Genomic DNA, 15699 nt, shown 5'->3' on the forward strand with positions numbered 1-15699 from the left:
ACCGATCGGATCGGGCAGGCGTACGAGCTGTCCTGGCTGGCCTGCGAGGTGCTGGCGCGGGAGTTCGGTGAGCGCGGCCTGGTCGGGTTCTACCAGGACTACGGCCGCACGGGTCGGCCCGCGTCCGGGGAGAGCCCGGACGCGGTGCTGGACCGGGTGCTGCGCGGGCGGCTGGGGATCGGCGCCGCCGACTTCACCAGGCTCTGGACGGCGGAGGCGGCCCGGCTGGCCTGACGGCCTGCGGTCCGGACGCTCAGGCGGTGGCCGGGGCCGCCGGGGCCGGGGCGAGGGCGGCGGCGAGCCGGTCCGGGCCGATCAGCGCGGTGTGGGTGCCCGCCGCCGTGCAGGCCCAGGCACCGGCCGCCGCACCCGCGCGCATGCACTCCTCCACCGGCCGGCCAGCCAGCCGGCGGCTGAGGAACCCGCTGACGAAGGCGTCGCCTGCGCCGTTGCTGTCGACCACCGGCCGTCCGGGGTCGGTGGCGGGGAAGTGCCGGACCTCGTCCCCCTCCCGGGTGAGCAGGTAGCTGCCGTCCGCGCCCGCCGTGGCCACCACCAGCTCGGCCCGGCCCTCGGCCAGCACCGCGCGCATCACCTCCTCGTGCCGGCCGCGGCAGCCCGCGGCGGACAGGAAGACCAGGTCGGCGCCGAGCGCGTAGTGGCGGTGGTGCGGGTTCACGCCGTCCCAGGCGTGCAGATCGGTCGAGCAGGTCGGGCCGAGCCGGTGGATGTCCGGGAAGAGGTCGCGGGTGACGCCCGTGATCGACAGGTGGACGTGCCGGGAGCGCTCCACCAGGGGCAGCCAGAACTCCCGGGGCAGCCGCAGGTCGGCCGGGTGCCGGGCGTCGTAGAAGGAGAGCCGCCGGCCCGCGGCGTCCACCAGGTTGACCCCGCGCGGGGTGCCGGCGGGTGCGGTTACATGGCTGAAGTCCAGGCCGTGGCGGCGGCAGGCGGCCAGCACCAGCTCGCCCTGCGGGTCGTCGCCGAGGAAGTCGGCGAACTTGGTGCGCAGGCCCAGGGTGTGGCAGCCGAGCGCGACGCCGGTGCCGGTGTGGCCGGCGTGGTCGGACACCGGGGGGACCTGCACCGAGTCGGCGTCCGGCAGCTCCAGCCGCTCGACCCGAACGATGGTGTCGACCCCGGCACCGCCGACCACCAGGACGTCGTACTCGGGCATGGCTTCCCCCAGGGCGGCACGGCCGGACGCGCCGGACCGGGTAGTGCCGGGCGCAGGCCGATGCTGCCAGGGCCGCGGGGCGTCTGCAAGACCTTGCGGAAACTTTCAGAGGTGGCGCCGGGCCGGCCCGCTCAGGAGGAGGAGCCGCGCCCCACCGGCTGGTCCAGCCCGTCCAGCAGGGCCTGCTCGTACGCGATGCCCGGGCGGACCGGGTAGCCGACCGGGGCGGGCTCCGCCGGGGCGGGCAGCACCACGGTGGTGGCCGGCTCGATCCGGCGGGTCGACCGCCAGAGCCGGCGGCAGGAGATCACGGTGGCGGCCAGCAGGGTCAGGTTGCGCAGGCTGATCACGGCCACGCCGAGCAGCTGGCTCTTCTGCACCTGCCCGAACAGCAGCGGGAACTCCAGCGTGGTCAGCACCGCGGCGACCAGGATCAGCACCGCGACCGGCTTCTGGCCGGTGCCCCGGACGGTCAGGCAGACCGCGGCCAGGCCGATCAGCCAGATCATGTACTGCGGGCTGATCACCCGGCTGGTGACGGTGAACACCAGCAGCGCCGCCAGCGCCGCGTCGAACGGCGTCGACGGCTGCCAGCGGGCCGCCCGCAGCCGCCAGACCAGCAGCCAGCCGAAGCCGATCGCGGTGCCCGCCAGGGACAGCTTGGCGATCACCGGCACCCAGGGGCCGAGCATCTCCTGGGCGCCGTAGTTCATCGTCACCTGGCCGTCCCAGGCGCCGAACAGCCGGGCGAAGTGCAGCGGGAGGGCGCCCAGGGACTCGATCTCGATCCCGCGCTCCTTCTGGAACTTCAGGAAGTCGAAGGCGCCGTTCATCCCGGCCGTCAGCAGGAAGCCCAGCGCCGCGGCGGTGGCCGCGGCGGAGGTCCAGGAGCGCCGGGTGCGGCGCCCGCGCGGGGTGCCCGCCAGCGCCAGCACCGGCCAGACCTTGATCAGCGCGCCGAGCCCGAGCAGCAGCCCGCCGAGGGCCGGCTTGCGCGCCACGGCCAGCAGCCCGACCACGGTGATCGCGGTCACGATGATGTCGTACCGGCAGTAGACCGTCGGGCCGAGCAGCGGCACCCCGACCACCCACATCCAGGCGCCGGTGAAGCTGCGGCCCTTGCGGGCGCCGACCCGCATCAGCAGGCCCATGGTCAGCAGGTCGAACAGCCCGCACAGCACGAAGAAGGAGACCAGGTACGACCAGGGCAGCACCCCCGGCAGCATGATCACCAGGGCGGCGCCGGGCGGGTACTGCCAGGTCACGTCGTCGAGCGGGAAGGTGCCGGTGCGCAGGACCTCGAACCAGCCGTGGTAGATCACCGAGACGTCGGTGGAGACGTCGGCGCCGGAGATCCTGACGATGCCGAGGACCATCAGCACGATCAGCACCCGGGTGGCGATCCAGCCGGCGCCCAGACCCCACAGGGCACCGCCGGCCGGGCGGGCGGCCGAAGGGGGCGGCGCGGGGCGCTCGGTGCTGGCAGGACTGCGCTCGGCTCTGCCGGCCGGGGCCAACTCCACGACTCTCCTTCGTTCGTCACGTGCCACCGGGTGAACGCCGCGGCACGGGCGGCCGTGAGGCCCCGTGCCGGTGGCATCCCCCGGGCCCATCAGCTAGGACCGGCCCCGAGCGGAAACGGTTGCGCGGGCATGCTTCGTTCCCGACGCGCCGGGGTGTTGACCTATGGTACGGATCAGCGAGCGGTACACCGAGCACCCCCCGACCGAGCGAGCCGTGGCAATGCACAAGACCCTGATCGTCACCAACGACTTCCCGCCCCGGCCCGGCGGCATCCAGGCCTTCGTCCACAATATGGCCGTCCGCCAGCCGGCGGGCAGCATTGTGGTCTACGCCTCGACCTGGCGGGACGGCCGCGAGGTGGCGGAGTTCGACGCGCAGCAGCCGTTCCCGGTGATCCGCGACCGGACGAAGATGATGGTCCCCACCCCCCGGGTCACCCGCCGGGCCGCCGAGATCCTGAAGGCCGAGGGCTGCAGCTCGGTGTGGTTCGGCGCCGCCGCGCCGCTCGGCCTGATGGCACCCGCGCTGCGCCGGGCCGGGGCCGGCCGGCTGCTCGGCATGACCCACGGCCACGAGGCCGCCTGGGCCCAGCTGCCCGGTTCCCGGCAGCTGCTGCGGCGGATCGGCGCGGGCACCGACACCCTCACCTACCTCGGCGAGTACACCCGCTCGCGGATCGCCGCGGCGGTCGGACCGGCGGCCGCGGACCGGATGGTGCAGCTGCCGCCCGGCGTCGACGAGCAGACCTTCCGCCCGGACTCCGGCGGCGCCGCGGTCCGCGAGCGGCTCGGCCTGACCGACCGCCCGGTGGTGGTCTGCGTCTCCCGGCTGGTGCCCCGCAAGGGCCAGGACACCCTGATCACGGCCATGCCGCAGATCCTGCGGGAGGTCCCGGACGCGGTGCTGCTGATCGTCGGCGGCGGCCCGTACCGCGGCGAGCTGGAGAAGCTCGCGGACGCCACCGGGGTGCGCGCGGCGGTGCGCTTCACCGGCGCGGTGCCGTGGGAGGAGCTGCCGGCCCACTACGGCGCCGGCGACGTGTTCGCGATGCCCTGCCGCACCCGGCGCGGCGGCCTGGACGTGGAGGGCCTCGGCATCGTCTACCTGGAGGCCTCCGCCACCGGCCTGCCGGTGGTGGCGGGCGACTCCGGCGGCGCGCCGGACGCGGTGCTGGAGGGGGAGACGGGTTACGTGGTGCCGGGCCGCTCGACCGAGGCGACGGCCGAGCGGATCGTCCGGCTGCTGCAGGACGAGCAGCTGCGCCGGCGGATGGGGGAGGCCGGGCGCCGCTGGGTGGAGCGCTCCTGGCGCTGGGACCTGCTGGCCGGGCGGCTGACCTCGCTGCTGGCCGGCTGAGGCTCCGCCCGAACAGACGGCCCGCGTGCTCCCCCCTGGGAGAACGCGGGCCGTCCGGCTGCCGGGCCGGGCCGCTCAGCGCTGGTAGAGCGCCTCCACCTCGGCCGCGTAGTCCTTGAGCACCACGTTGCGCTTGAGCTTGAGCGAGGGGGTGAGGTGGCCGCTGTCCTCCGAGAACACGGTGTCCAGCAGGCGGAACTTCTTCACCGCCTCGGCGTGCGAGACCGCCTGGTTGCCCTCGTCGACGGCCGACTGCAGGGCGGCCAGCAGGTCGGCGTCCTCGCGCAGGTCGGCCAGGGTGGCCTCGGCGGGCTTGCCGTTGAGCTCCTTCCACTTCGGGAAGAACTCCGGGTCGACGGTGATCAGGCAGGCGATGAACGGCCTGCGGTCGCCGACCACCATCACCTCGCCGACCAGGGCGTGGGCGCGGATCCGGTCCTCGATCACGGCGGGGGCGACGTTCTTGCCGCCGGCCGTGACGATGATCTCCTTCTTGCGGCCGGTGATGGTCAGGTAGCCCTCGGCGTCCAGGGTGCCGATGTCGCCGGTCGCGAACCAGCCGTCGCGCATCACCTCGGCGGTCGCCTCGGGGTTGTTCCAGTAGCCCGAGAAGATCTGCGGGCCCTTCATCAGCACCTCGCCGTCCTCGGCGATCCGGACGGCGGAGCCGGGCACCGGCTGGCCGACGGTGCCGATCTTCGGCTTGTCGTGCGGGTTGAAGGTGAAGGCGGCGCAGCTCTCGGTCAGGCCGTAGCCCTCCAGCACGGTGAAGCCGATGCCGCGGTAGAAGTGGCCGAGCCGCTCGCCGAGCGGGGCGCCGCCGGAGATCGCGTGGGTGCAGCGGCCGCCCAGCGCGGCGCGCAGCTTGCTGTAGACCAGCTTGTCGAAGACGGTGTGCCGGATCCGCAGGCCGAGCGGCACCCGGCCGGCGTCCAGCGCCCGGCTGTAGGCGATCGCGGTGTCGGTGGCCCGGTCGAAGATCTTGCCCTTGCCGTCCGCCTGGGCCTTGGCCCGCGCGGTGTTGTAGACCTTCTCGAACACCCGGGGCACGCCGAGGATCAGGGTCGGCCGGAACGAGCCGAGCTCCGCGGTGACGTTCTTGATGTCCGAGACGTGGCCCAGCTTGATCGGCGCGATGGCGGCCGCGATCTCCGCGATCCGGCCCAGCACGTGCGCCAGCGGCAGGAACAGCAGGGTGGAGCCCTCGCCGGTGCGGAACAGCGGCTCCAGCCGGGTGGTGACGTTGCCGAGCTCGGAGATGAAGTTGGCGTGGGTCAGCTGACAGCCCTTGGGGCGGCCGGTGGTGCCCGAGGTGTAGACGATGGTGGCGAGCGAGTGCTCGGTGGCGATCGAGCGGCGCTCGGTGACCGTCGCGTCGGCGACCTGGCGGCCCTGCTCGGCGAGCGCGGCGAGCGCGCCGGCCTCGATCTGCCAGGTGTGCTCCAGTGCGGGCAGCTCCCCGCGCAGGCCGTCCACCAGCGCGGCGTGGGCGGCGGTCTCGGTGATCACGGCCACGGCGCCGGAGTCGCCCAGGATCCAGCGCACCTGCTCGGCGGAGGAGGTCTCGTACACCGGGACGGTGACCGCGCCCGCGCACCAGATCGCGAAGTCCAGCAGCGTCCACTCGTACCGGGTGCGGGACAGCACGCCGACCCGGTCGCCTGGCCCGATGCCGGCGGCGATCAGTCCCTTGGCCGCCGCGTGCACCTCGGCCAGGAACTGCACGGCGGTGACGTCCTGCCAGACGCCGTCCACCTTGCGCCCGAGGACGGCCACGTCCGGGTGCCGCTCGGCGTTCTGGTGGACGAGGTCGGAGAGGTTACCGCCGCTCGGTACCTGGTAGCGGGCCGGAAGGCTGTACTCGAGCAAGACTGCTCCTCGTCTGCGACGCTGCGGGACGGCAGGACGTTACTGCCCGGTAGGTCGATTCGACCAGGGGGGTCGGCTCCGGTGTTCCGATCGTCACACCGGGCAGGCCGGGGTCAGGCCGTCCCACCGGCACCTTACGGCAGGGCCGCCGTGACCCATGGGTAGCGGGGTGCCCGCCGGACCCCCGCGGGCCCCTCGCCGGTACCCGCGGCCGACCGGACCGGACGGCCGGGCGGGGCCACCGGGCAGGGGCACCGGCCGGGGCGCCCGCCGGATCGCGATAGCCTCTGCCCTGGGCGCACGGCCGAAGAGACGCGGAGGGCTGTCATGGCGGAGCACACCAGGTCGAGCATCATCATCGAGGCCACCCCGGCCGAGGTGATGGCGGTGATCGCCGACTTCGCCGCCTACCCGGCCTGGACCGGGGAGGTCAAGGAGATCGAGGTGCTGGCCAGCGCGGACAACGGCCGGGCCGCCGAGGTGCGGCTGCTGCTGGACGCCGGGGCGATCCGCGACGAGCACGTGCTCGCCTACACCTGGGACGACGACCGCGAGGTCTCCTGGACCCTGGTCAAGAGCCAGATGCTCCGCTCGCTGGACGGCTCGTACGCGCTGGCGCCGCTGAAGAACGGCTCCACCGAGGTCACCTACCAGCTCGCCGTCGACGTCAAGATCCCGATGCTGGGGATGATCAAGCGCAAGGCCGAGAAGGTCATCATCGACCGTGCGCTGGCCGGCCTGAAGAAGCGCGTCGAGGGCTGACCCGCCCGATCGCCGCCACCCCCATCCCCACCCCCGGCCCGGACCGGCGGCGCCCGGACCCGGGCGGACCCGCAGGGCCGAGGCCCGGACGCTGAGCGGAGACACCCGTGGTACCCCGCACGATCCTGGTCAGCGGCGCCGGGGAGGCGGCCGTCACCGTCGCCGCCGCCACCGCGCTGCACCACGCCGCGGCCGGACGCCGCACCCTGCTGCTCGCCGCGGACGACCCGCACCGCGCCCTGGACGCCCTGCTCGGCACCAGGGTGACCGGGGAGCCCGCCCGGTACGCGGACCGCCTCGACGTCGCCCGGATCGACGAGCAGGCCGCCTTCCGCGACACCCTCGCGGCGCTCGAGGGCCGGCTCGCGCCCGCCCTCACCCTGCTCGGCGCCGAACCGCTCGACCCCGACGAACTCACCCCGCTGCCCGGCACCCGCCAGCTCGCCCTGCTCCGCGCGCTGCGCCCGGCCGCGGCCGGGGACGCCGCCGAGGTGGTGGTGGTCGCCGGTCCGGCCCCGGCCGAGCTGATCGCCACCCTCGCAATGCCCGAGCAACTCGACCGCTACCTGACCAGGCTGCTGCCCGAACAGCGGCAGGCCGCCCGGGCGCTGCGCCCGCTGCTGGCCGCCGTCGCCGGGGTGCCGATGCCCGCCGACTGGCTGTTCGAAGCCGGGGCCACCGCCCGGACGGCGCTGGCCGAGGCCCGCGAGGTGATCGCCGCGCCCACCACCACCGTGCGGCTGGCCGTCGACGCCGACACCCAGCGGCCCGCCGAACTGCGCCGGATCCGCGCCGGGCTGGCCCTGTACGGCCACCGGCTGGACGCCGTGGCCGCCCACCGTGCCCTGCCCGCCGGCGCCACCTCCTCCCCGGACGCGTGGCTGGCCGCCCACGCCGCCCACGAGGCCGAGCGCCTGGCCGAACTGGCCGCCGGACTCGACGACGTCCCGCTGCTGGTCGCCCGCCGGCCGGAGGTCGCCCTGGAGGACATCGCCGCGCAGCTGTACGCGGCGGGCGAACCGCAGCCCGGGCCGGACGCCCGGCCCCGGGTGGAGGACCGGCTGGCCGAGGACGGCCTGCTGCTGTGGCACCTCCCGCTGCCCGGCGCCGACCGGTCCGAGCTCGAACTCGTACGCCGTGGCGACGAGTTGGTGCTCGGCGTCGGCGGGTACCGGCGGATCCTGCTGCTGCCCTCCGCGCTGCGCCGCTGCACGGTGAGCGGCGCCGGCCTCGCCGACGGCGTACTGACCCTGCGCTTCGCGCCGGACCCGGCGCTCTGGCCCCGGGCCACGGGGGAGTAGCGGGCCCGCCCCGACCGGGCCCGCCCCGATCGGGCGCGGCACGGCGGGTCGGCGCGGTCCGGTAGCGTCGGGGGCTCCACCGCGGCGAGAGGGACCACTGATGGCGGACCAGAAGACCGACCGATCCGAGCGGAGCGGCGGCGGTGAGGCGTTCGGCCCGGAGCTCGGCCCGCTGGTCGAGGAGGTGCGCCGGTTCGCCGAGACGGTCGGCGGCAAGGCCCTGGAGTACGGCGTCCGGTTCCGGGAGAGCAACCCCGAGGTGTACGGACACCTGGCCGCGGCCGGCGGCGAACTGCTCGCCGCGTACCGGGCCGCCGTGGCCGGTCACGAGCGGCGCTGGTCGGCCCCCGGACACGCCGAGTCGGAGCACATCGACGTCGACGGAGCGTCCGACAACTTCTGAAGCTGCAGGTCAGCCACTGTGACCGAAAGTTCTGATCATGTCACTCAACGGGGCGAACATTACGACTTTTGAAGGCGACTCCGGCATATTCGCGAAAATTGCCTTCGATTCATGTAGGTCTTGGTGTGTACGGGAGCACCGGTCAGCGGGTAGCGTTTCGCTCAGCGGGAACGAGTGAATAGCTGAGGGACACATGGCTCTGACCATCGGCGTCGATGTCGGCGGAACGAAGATCGCGGCAGGCGTGGTCGACGAATCCGGCGAGATCCTGGCCAGGACCCGGGTACCCACCCCGGCCGACCCCCAGTGGGCGGTCGACGCCATCGCGCAGGCCGTCCGCGAGCTGAAGGAACAGCACCCCGAGGTGGCCGGCGTGGGCGTGGGCGCCCCCGGCTTCGTCGACCGGGACCGCTCCACGGTGATCTTCGCGCCCAACATCGACTGGGAGAACGAGCCGCTCAAGACCCGGGTCGAGGAGCTCACCGGGCTCCCCACCGTGGTCGAGAACGACGCCAACTGCGCGGCCTGGGCCGAGTTCCGGTTCGGCGCCGCGGCGGCCCACGAGGACATGGTGCTGATCACGGTCGGCACCGGCATCGGCGGCGGCATCGTGCTCGACGGGCGGCTGCACCGCGGCCGCTTCGGCGTGGCCGGCGAGATCGGCCACCTCAACATGGTCCCCGACGGCCTGCTCTGCGGCTGCGGCGGCCACGGCTGCTGGGAGCAGTACGGCTCCGGCCGGGCCCTGCGCCGCTACGGCCGGGAGAAGGCCGCCGCCGACCCGATCGCGGGCAAGCGGATGCTGGAGCTCAACGACGGCGTCGCCGAGACCATCCGCGGCATCCACATCACCGAGGCCGCCGAGGACGGCGACCCGCTGGCCCTGGAGTGCTACGCCGAACTGGCCGACTGGCTGGGCCGCGGCATGGCCGACCTCGCCGCCCTCTTCGACCCGGGCGTCTTCGTGCTCGGCGGCGGCGTCTCCGACTCCGGCAGCCTGCTGCTCGACCCGGTCACCGCCGCCTTCCGCACCTACCTGACCGGCGGTGTCCACCGCCCCCGGGCCGACGTGGTGCTCGCCTCCATGGGTTCCGCCGCCGGGATCGCGGGCGCGGCCGACCTGGCCCGGACCTGACCCACGCCTGACCTCACGGCGGGGCGGCGGCGGCGACCGCCCCGCCCCGCCACTTGCGCTGATCCTCCGTCAACTGCCGCACAGGGCCTAGCATCGGCTCCGTGACGTCAGTGACCGACCTGCCCGAGTCCGGGGCCGAGAGCGACGGCGCCCAGCGGGTCAGGGTGCTCAGCTACAACATCCGTTCGCTGCGCGACGACCGCGAGGCGGTGGCCCGGGTGATCCGCGCCTGCCGGCCCGACCTGGTCTGCGTCCAGGAGTCGCCGCGCTACTGGAAGCCCTCCAAGCAGGCCGCCTGGCTGGCCCGCCGGACCGGCACCGTCATCCTCGCCGGCGGCGGCCGGGTCGCCGCCGGGCCGCTGCTGCTCGGCAGGATGCGGGTCGACGTCCTGGCCACCCGGGACCGTCTGCTGCCCAAGACCAGGGGGCTGCACGCCCGAGGCTTCGCCACCGCGCTGGTCCGGATCGGCCGCTCGGTGCCGTTCGCCGTCACCAGCTGCCACCTCAGCCTCGACCCGGACGAGCGGCAGCGCCAGTTCGCCCTGCTGCCCGGCCAGTTCGACCCCGGGGAGCCCGGCCTGATCGCCGGCGACTTCAACGAGCACCCCGACGGCCCGGGCTGGCGGCAGCTGGCCGCCGACTTCCAGGACGCGCACCCGACCGCGCCCTGGGGCGGCACCAACACCTCGGTGCCGGACAACCCGTACCAGCGGATCGACGCGGTCTTCGCCACCCGCGACCTGACCGTCCTCGGCTGCGGGGTGCCGCACGACCTGCCCGGCCTCGATCCGGCCGACCTGCTCGCGGCCACCGACCACCTGCCGCTGCTCGCGGTGGTCCGGGTCCCGGCGGCCGCCCCAGCAGGGGACGACTGATCCCGTCCGGCCGCGTGCCGTCGTGGCGCCGCCGGGCCGGACGGTGCAACGGACGCGTCGACACGGGCGGGCCGAGGGGGAGTCAGGCGCGCCGTACCCGCGCCCGGGTCACCCGGCCGTGGGTACGGCACCCGCCGGCGAGCCACCGGATCGGGGGGCTCCGGAGCACGGATCGGCCGCAGAGGCGCGGCGTCCGGACCCCGGCCGGATCGCGGCCCGCCCGGCGAGCCGGAGGCCGGGTGCGCCGGGCGCCGCGCACAGTGGTGGCGTGAGCGAGACGACGGCGCCGGAGGCGGCCGGGACGGCTGCGGACCACCGGGCGGGCTGGTTCGAGCTGTTCTTCGACCTGGTCTTCGTGGTGACGGTGAGCGTGCTGGCGCGCGCCCTGCACGGGGACCCGGACGCCGGTGACTTCGGCACCTTCGTGGTGCTGTTCTTCCCGGCCTGGTGGGCCTGGGCCAATCTGATGGTGACCGTCAACGTCTTCGGCTCGGCGCGCCCCGGGGCGCAGGCGATGCTGCTCTGCGCGATGCCGGGGCTCGGACTGATGGCCGCCGCCGCGCCGGACGGCCTCGGCACCCGGGCGTGGGCGTACGCGCTCGGCGCGGCCTGGGTCCGGCTGGTGTTCTTCCTGATCTGGTTCGGCCAGGCACGGCGCCGCGACAACGCGCTGCCGCTGTGGCGCCCGGTGTCGTACTGCCTGGTCCCGGCCGCGCTCTGGGCGGTGTCGGCGGCGGTGCCGGGGCCGGGCCGGTTCGTGCTGTGGGGAGCGGCGATCGCCCTGGAGGTGGTGCTGCTCGCGGTCCGGACCGGTCTCACCGAGGACTTCTACGGGCGGCTGTCGACCGAGCACCTGGTCGAGCGGATCGGCCTGTTCGTGGTGATCGTGCTCGGCGAGAGCGTGTTCACCGTGGTGGCCACGCTGGCCGACCACTTCACCGCCGCCTCCGCCCTCGCCGCGCTCGCCGGGTTCGTGGTGGTCGCCGAACTGGCGTTGATCTTCTTCTACTGGGGTACCGCCAACGCCGCCCGCGGCCTGGACCGGGCCCAGGCCGGCGGCGCCACCCGGGCGGTCCGCGACACCGTGATGTACCTGCCGTTCCTGCTGGTCTCCGGCATCACCGTGATCGCGGCGGCGCTCGGTACGGCCGTCGCCGAACCGGACCACCACCTGCCGACCGGCGCCTGCTGGGCGCTGTGCGGCGGCGTCCTCGCCTTCTACACCGCCAACGCCGCGATCGCCCTGCGCTACGGCGACACCGCCCGGACCGTCCTCGGCTGGTACCTGCCCTGCGTGCTGCTCACCCTCGGAGCCCTGCTGCCCGCCGCCCTGCTGCTGCCCGCCTGGGCGGCGGTGGCCTGCGCGGCGGCCGTCGTGTTCGCGCTCGCGAAGATCTCCCGGTACCTCGGCGGCCGGTCCCGCACCCTGCCGACGGCCTGAGCCGCGCAGCGGGCGCGGCCGCCCCGCCGAGGACGGCCGAGCGCCGCCCTCGGACCCCCGCGCCGCCCGCTCAGACCACCGCACCGCCGGTCGGGTCCTCGGGCTCGTCGTCGTCCCGGTCCTTCATCCGCGCGACCAGCGTGGCGAAGCCGCCCAGGAAGGCGGCGACCCCCACCCAGGCGGGCCAGCCGGAGACCTCCCGCCAGACCAGCGCGTCGAACAGCAGCAGGGCAGGCCCGCCCAGCACGGCCATCCAGGCGAACTTTGCCGTGGTGTCCGCCGGCGGCAGCGGCGGCGGCTCCGGCGGGACGAAGTGGCCCTCGTCCGGGTCCTCGGCGGCCGTGTAGTCGCGCGGGCCCGGTTCGCTGCGCCGGGGGCGGGGCTGCGGTGCCAGCTCGTGCGGCAGTCCGGCGGCCGGGTCCTGGCGGGTCGCCCGCAGGTTCTCGATCTCCGGCCACTGCGGATCGGTGAGGTCCACCGGGTCGTCGAACTGCGCCACCAGGGCGGCGAAGATCGCGTCCTGCTCGGCCTGGCTGCCACCCGCCGGACGGCGGACGGCCTCCGCGGCGTCCGCACCCTCGCCGGGCCCGGTCCGGCCGGTGGGGCCAGCGGGGCCGATGGGGCCGGTGGGATCGTCCGCGGCGCCCCGGGGCAGCTCCTCGTCGCCGCCCGCCTTGTTGGTCTCGTGCACTGCCGGCCCTTCAGCCCGAGTGGTTGTCGGCATCGACGGTCGCCACCGGTGCCAGCCGCCGGATGAAGTCGAGGCTCGCCTCGAAGATCAGCCCGGCGTCGTGGTCCAGCGTCGCCACGTGGTAGCTGCGCTCAAGGAGCAGCTCGGTCACGTCCGTCGAGGATATCCGGGCGAGCACCAGTTCCGAGTTGGCCGGCGAGACCACGTGGTCCTGCGGGCTGTGCAGCAGCAGCACCGGCTGCTCGACCTCGGGCAGCACCGACTGCACGTCCTTCCACAGCCGCGACAGCGACCAGGCGGCGTGCAGCGGGGTCCGGTCGTAGCCGAGCTCGGTGGAGCCCTCCAGGGCGATGTCGTTGGCCACCCCGGGCAGGCTCGGCACCACGTGACGCAGCACCGGCAACAGCACACTCGCGGGGTTGTCCGAGCGCACGGACGGGTTGACGAGCACCAGCCCGGAGATCTTCGACCGGTGCCGGGAGGCCAGCCGCAGCGCCAGCGCGCCGCCCATCGAGAGCGCGCAGACGAAGACCTGCTCGCACTCCTCGAGCAGCCCTGCCAACTCCCGCTCGGCCTCGGCGTACCAGTCCTCCCAGCGGGTCAGCTGCATGTCCTGCCAGCGGGTGCCGTGGCCAGGCAGCAGCGGTACCGACACGGTCAGGCCGGCCGCCGCGAGGTGCTCGGCCCACGGGCGCATCGACTGCGGTGAGCCGGTGAAGCCGTGCACGAGCAGGACTCCGACCGGGCCGCCCTGGTGGCGGAAGGGTTCGGCACCGGGCAGCGGTGACGGCATCTGCGGACTCCTTCGTGGGCGGGGGACGGAGGTCGGCCGATCGTCCCACGACCGGGCGGCCCCGTACAGGGCGTACCCGGCGCCGGGCACCGGGGACGTCAGGGGCAACGCCGGGGCCGCGCGAAACCTTCCGGCCGCCCCGCCCGCCCGTGTCCCCGCGCCGGTGTCCCCGTGCCCGTGCCGCCCGCCCGGGCCGCTCCGACGGCCCCGCCGGTACTGAGCCGACACCCGGGGGCATTAGGATCGACCGGTCCGCATAACAGGAGGCCCGGGTTGTTCTACCGACTGATGAAGATGATCGTCGCACCGCTGCTGCGGATCTTCTTCCGGCCCTGGATGGAGGGCGAGGAGAACATCCCCGACGAGGGGCCCGCGATCCTCGCCAGCAACCACCTCTCCTTCTCCGACTCCTTCTTCCTGCCCGCGCTGCTCAAGCGCCGGGTCACCTTCATCGCGAAGGCGGAGTACTTCACCACCCCCGGCCTCAAGGGCCGGCTCACCGCGGCCTTCTTCAAGGGCGTCGGCCAGCTCCCGGTGGACCGCTCCGGCGCCCGCGGCGCGGGCGAGGCGGCGATCCGCAGCGGCATCGCGGTGATCGAGCGCGGCGAGGTCTTCGGGGTCTACCCCGAGGGCACCCGCTCGCCCGACGGCAAGCTGTACCGCGGCAAGGTCGGTGGCCTCGCCCGGGTCGCGCTGGCCACCGGTGCGCCGGTGATCCCGGTCGCGATGATCAACACCGAGAAGGTGCAGCCGCCCGGCCAGGTGGTCCCCAACTTCGGCATCCGCCCCGGCATCCGGATCGGCCGCCCGCTGGACTTCTCCCGCTACCAGGGCATGGAGAACGACCGCTTCATCCTGCGTTCGGTGACGGACGAGGTGATGTACGAGATCATGCGGCTCTCCGGCCAGGAGTACGTCGACATCTACGCGACGGCGGCCAAGCGGCAGCTCACCGAGGACAAGAAGCGCGCCGACGCCGAGCGCAAGGCCGTCCAGAAGGCCGAGGCCGCGGAGCACAAGGCCGCCCAGAAGGCGGAGAAGGAGGCCGAGAAGGCCGCCGCCGAGGCCGCCGCCGAGACCGCAGCCTCGGAGGCCGACGCCGCCGGGACCGCCGCCACTGAGGGCGCCGCCGACCATCGGGACGAGACCGGCGGCAAGTAGCCCGGGAGCAGGGGGGGGAGATGGCGGAGCTGGACTCCTCCGGCCCGGTGCCGGTCCGGCAGGACGCACCGGACACCCGGGCCGCGGTCGGCCCGTCCGACCCGGTCGACCTGCCGGGCCCGGCCGGTCCGGTCGGCCTGTCCGGCCCGGTCGGTGTCGCCCGCGCGCTCGCCGCGCCCCTGCGCGGCAGCCTCGGCGCCGGCGGGATGTCCGTCGAACTCCCGCTCTGGCGGGCCATCTCCTACTTCCGGGTGATGGCCCTGGCGTACGCGGTGGTGCGGTTCTTCAACGCGTACCTGGACGTCCGGCACCCGGTGGCCGGCTGGATCTACCTCGGCGCGCTCACCCTCTGGACGCTCGCCACCTCCCGGGCCTTCGCCAACCCGCTGCGCTGCACCTGGGCGGTGCTCGGCACCGATCTCGCGGTGGTGGTCACCGGCGTCCTGCTCAGCGGCTACGTCGACACTCCGGAGCGGATCCGGGCCGGCGCGCTCACCCTGCCCACCATCTGGGCCTGCGGCACCGTCCTCGGCGCCGCCTGCAAGGGGGGCTGGCGGCCCGCCGCGCTCTTCGCCACGATGATCGGCCTCGCCAACATCGGCGGCCACGGCGGCGTCACCCCGGACAACTTGCACAACATCGTGCTGCTGCTGATGGCCGGCTGCGCCGTCGGCTACGTGATCGAACTCGCCCGCGCCAGCGAGGCCGTCCTCACCCGGGCCCTACAGGTCGAGGCCGCCACCCGGGAACGCGAACGGCTCGCCAGGGACATCCACGACGGCGTGCTCCAGGTGCTCGCCCTGGTCCAGCGCCAGGGCGACCGGGCCGACCCGGCCGACCCGGCCGGCCCGGGCGGCCTGGGCGAGCTCGGCCGGCTGGCCGGCGAGCAGGAACGCGCCCTGCGCGCCCTGATGAGCGGCGCCCCGCTGCCCGCGGCCGGCACCGCCGCCGCCGAACTCGACCTGCGGCAGCTCCTCGCACCGTACGCGGACGAGCGGATCACCGTCTCGGCCCCCGGTACGGCGGTGCTGCTGCCCGGTCCGGTGGCCGGGGAACTCGCCGCCGCGGTCGGCGCCGCCGTCGACAACGTCCGCAAGCACGCGGGCCCCGCCGCGCGGGCCTGGATCCTGGTCGAGGACGAGCCCGACGCGGTCACCGTCTCGGTCCGCGACGACGGCCCCGGCCTGCTGGCGGGGCGCCCCGCCCGGGCC

General features: G+C 74.7%; 13 protein-coding genes and 2 pseudogenes. 10 read left to right on the top strand and 5 right to left on the bottom strand.

Annotated features, from left to right (window positions below):
* Positions 1-234 (top strand): annotated as a pseudogene (locus tag AA75_RS38195) (hypothetical protein); the annotation flags it as partial.
* Positions 235-253: 19 nt separating this feature from the next.
* Here AA75_RS38195 and AA75_RS38200 read toward each other — a convergent pair.
* The gene (locus AA75_RS38200) at positions 254-1177 is read right to left on the bottom strand and encodes a carbohydrate kinase family protein (RefSeq protein WP_033825041.1); all 924 of its coding nucleotides are present in this window, start codon (positions 1175-1177) and stop codon (positions 254-256) included.
* Between the two features lie 131 nt (positions 1178-1308).
* Complete coding sequence (locus tag AA75_RS38205) at positions 1309-2700, bottom strand: glycosyltransferase 87 family protein (RefSeq protein WP_233289366.1); 1392 nt, start codon at positions 2698-2700, stop codon at positions 1309-1311.
* Between the two features lie 220 nt (positions 2701-2920).
* Between AA75_RS38205 and AA75_RS38210 the strand changes: the two genes are divergently transcribed.
* On the top strand, positions 2921-4057 hold the full coding sequence (locus AA75_RS38210) for a glycosyltransferase family 4 protein (protein ID WP_033825057.1): 1137 nt from the start codon (positions 2921-2923) through the stop codon (positions 4055-4057).
* A gap of 75 nt (positions 4058-4132) precedes the next feature.
* Here the strand turns inward: AA75_RS38210 and AA75_RS38215 are convergent, their stop codons facing one another.
* Positions 4133-5926: a long-chain fatty acid--CoA ligase gene (locus AA75_RS38215; RefSeq protein WP_033825042.1), complete on the bottom strand. Its 1794-nt coding sequence runs from the start codon at positions 5924-5926 to the stop codon at positions 4133-4135.
* Between the two features lie 327 nt (positions 5927-6253).
* On the opposite strand from AA75_RS38215, the gene AA75_RS38220 reads away from it, so the two are divergent.
* The 6 genes and pseudogenes from AA75_RS38220 to AA75_RS38245 all read left to right on the top strand — a co-directional run bounded on the left by AA75_RS38220 (position 6254) and on the right by AA75_RS38245 (position 11843).
* Positions 6254-6688, top strand: a complete 435-nt coding sequence (locus AA75_RS38220) for an SRPBCC family protein (protein ID WP_033825043.1) — start codon at positions 6254-6256, stop codon at positions 6686-6688.
* Between the two features lie 107 nt (positions 6689-6795).
* Positions 6796-7989: an ArsA family ATPase gene (locus AA75_RS38225; protein WP_033825044.1), complete on the top strand. Its 1194-nt coding sequence runs from the start codon at positions 6796-6798 to the stop codon at positions 7987-7989.
* A 244-nt stretch (positions 7990-8233) separates the two neighbouring features.
* Positions 8234-8392 (top strand): annotated as a pseudogene (locus AA75_RS52955) (DUF5304 family protein); the annotation flags it as partial.
* A 193-nt stretch (positions 8393-8585) separates the two neighbouring features.
* Complete coding sequence (locus AA75_RS38235) at positions 8586-9527, top strand: ROK family glucokinase (protein ID WP_033825045.1); 942 nt, start codon at positions 8586-8588, stop codon at positions 9525-9527.
* 101 nt (positions 9528-9628) lie between these two features.
* Positions 9629-10402 (top strand): endonuclease/exonuclease/phosphatase family protein, encoded by a 774-nt coding sequence (locus AA75_RS38240; protein ID WP_033825046.1) that lies wholly within the window; start codon positions 9629-9631, stop codon positions 10400-10402.
* Positions 10403-10670: 268 nt separating this feature from the next.
* A complete protein-coding gene (locus AA75_RS38245; protein ID WP_033825047.1) occupies positions 10671-11843 on the top strand; it encodes a low temperature requirement protein A in 1173 nt (390 codons plus the stop codon).
* Positions 11844-11913: 70 nt separating this feature from the next.
* Here AA75_RS38245 and AA75_RS38250 read toward each other — a convergent pair whose 3' ends face one another.
* Both AA75_RS38250 and AA75_RS38255 read right to left on the bottom strand, forming a co-directional pair.
* Positions 11914-12534 carry a hypothetical protein gene (locus AA75_RS38250; RefSeq protein WP_233289367.1) on the bottom strand — a complete coding sequence of 207 codons (621 nt, stop codon included), beginning with the start codon at positions 12532-12534 and terminating at the stop codon, positions 11914-11916.
* Between the two features lie 10 nt (positions 12535-12544).
* The gene (locus AA75_RS38255) at positions 12545-13327 is read right to left on the bottom strand and encodes a carboxylesterase (protein WP_033825049.1); all 783 of its coding nucleotides are present in this window, start codon (positions 13325-13327) and stop codon (positions 12545-12547) included.
* Between the two features lie 288 nt (positions 13328-13615).
* On the opposite strand from AA75_RS38255, the gene AA75_RS38260 reads away from it, so the two are divergent.
* Together AA75_RS38260 and macS are read left to right on the top strand one after the other, a co-directional pair.
* Positions 13616-14488, top strand: a complete 873-nt coding sequence (locus AA75_RS38260; protein ID WP_233289368.1) for a 1-acyl-sn-glycerol-3-phosphate acyltransferase — start codon at positions 13616-13618, stop codon at positions 14486-14488.
* Positions 14489-14508: 20 nt separating this feature from the next.
* On the top strand, positions 14509-15699 hold a 1191-nt coding region (gene macS, locus AA75_RS38265), incomplete at its 3' end, for a MacS family sensor histidine kinase (protein ID WP_304441514.1).

The organism is Kitasatospora sp. MBT63 (genome assembly GCF_000710465.2).
GTDB lineage: Bacteria > Actinomycetota > Actinomycetes > Streptomycetales > Streptomycetaceae > Kitasatospora.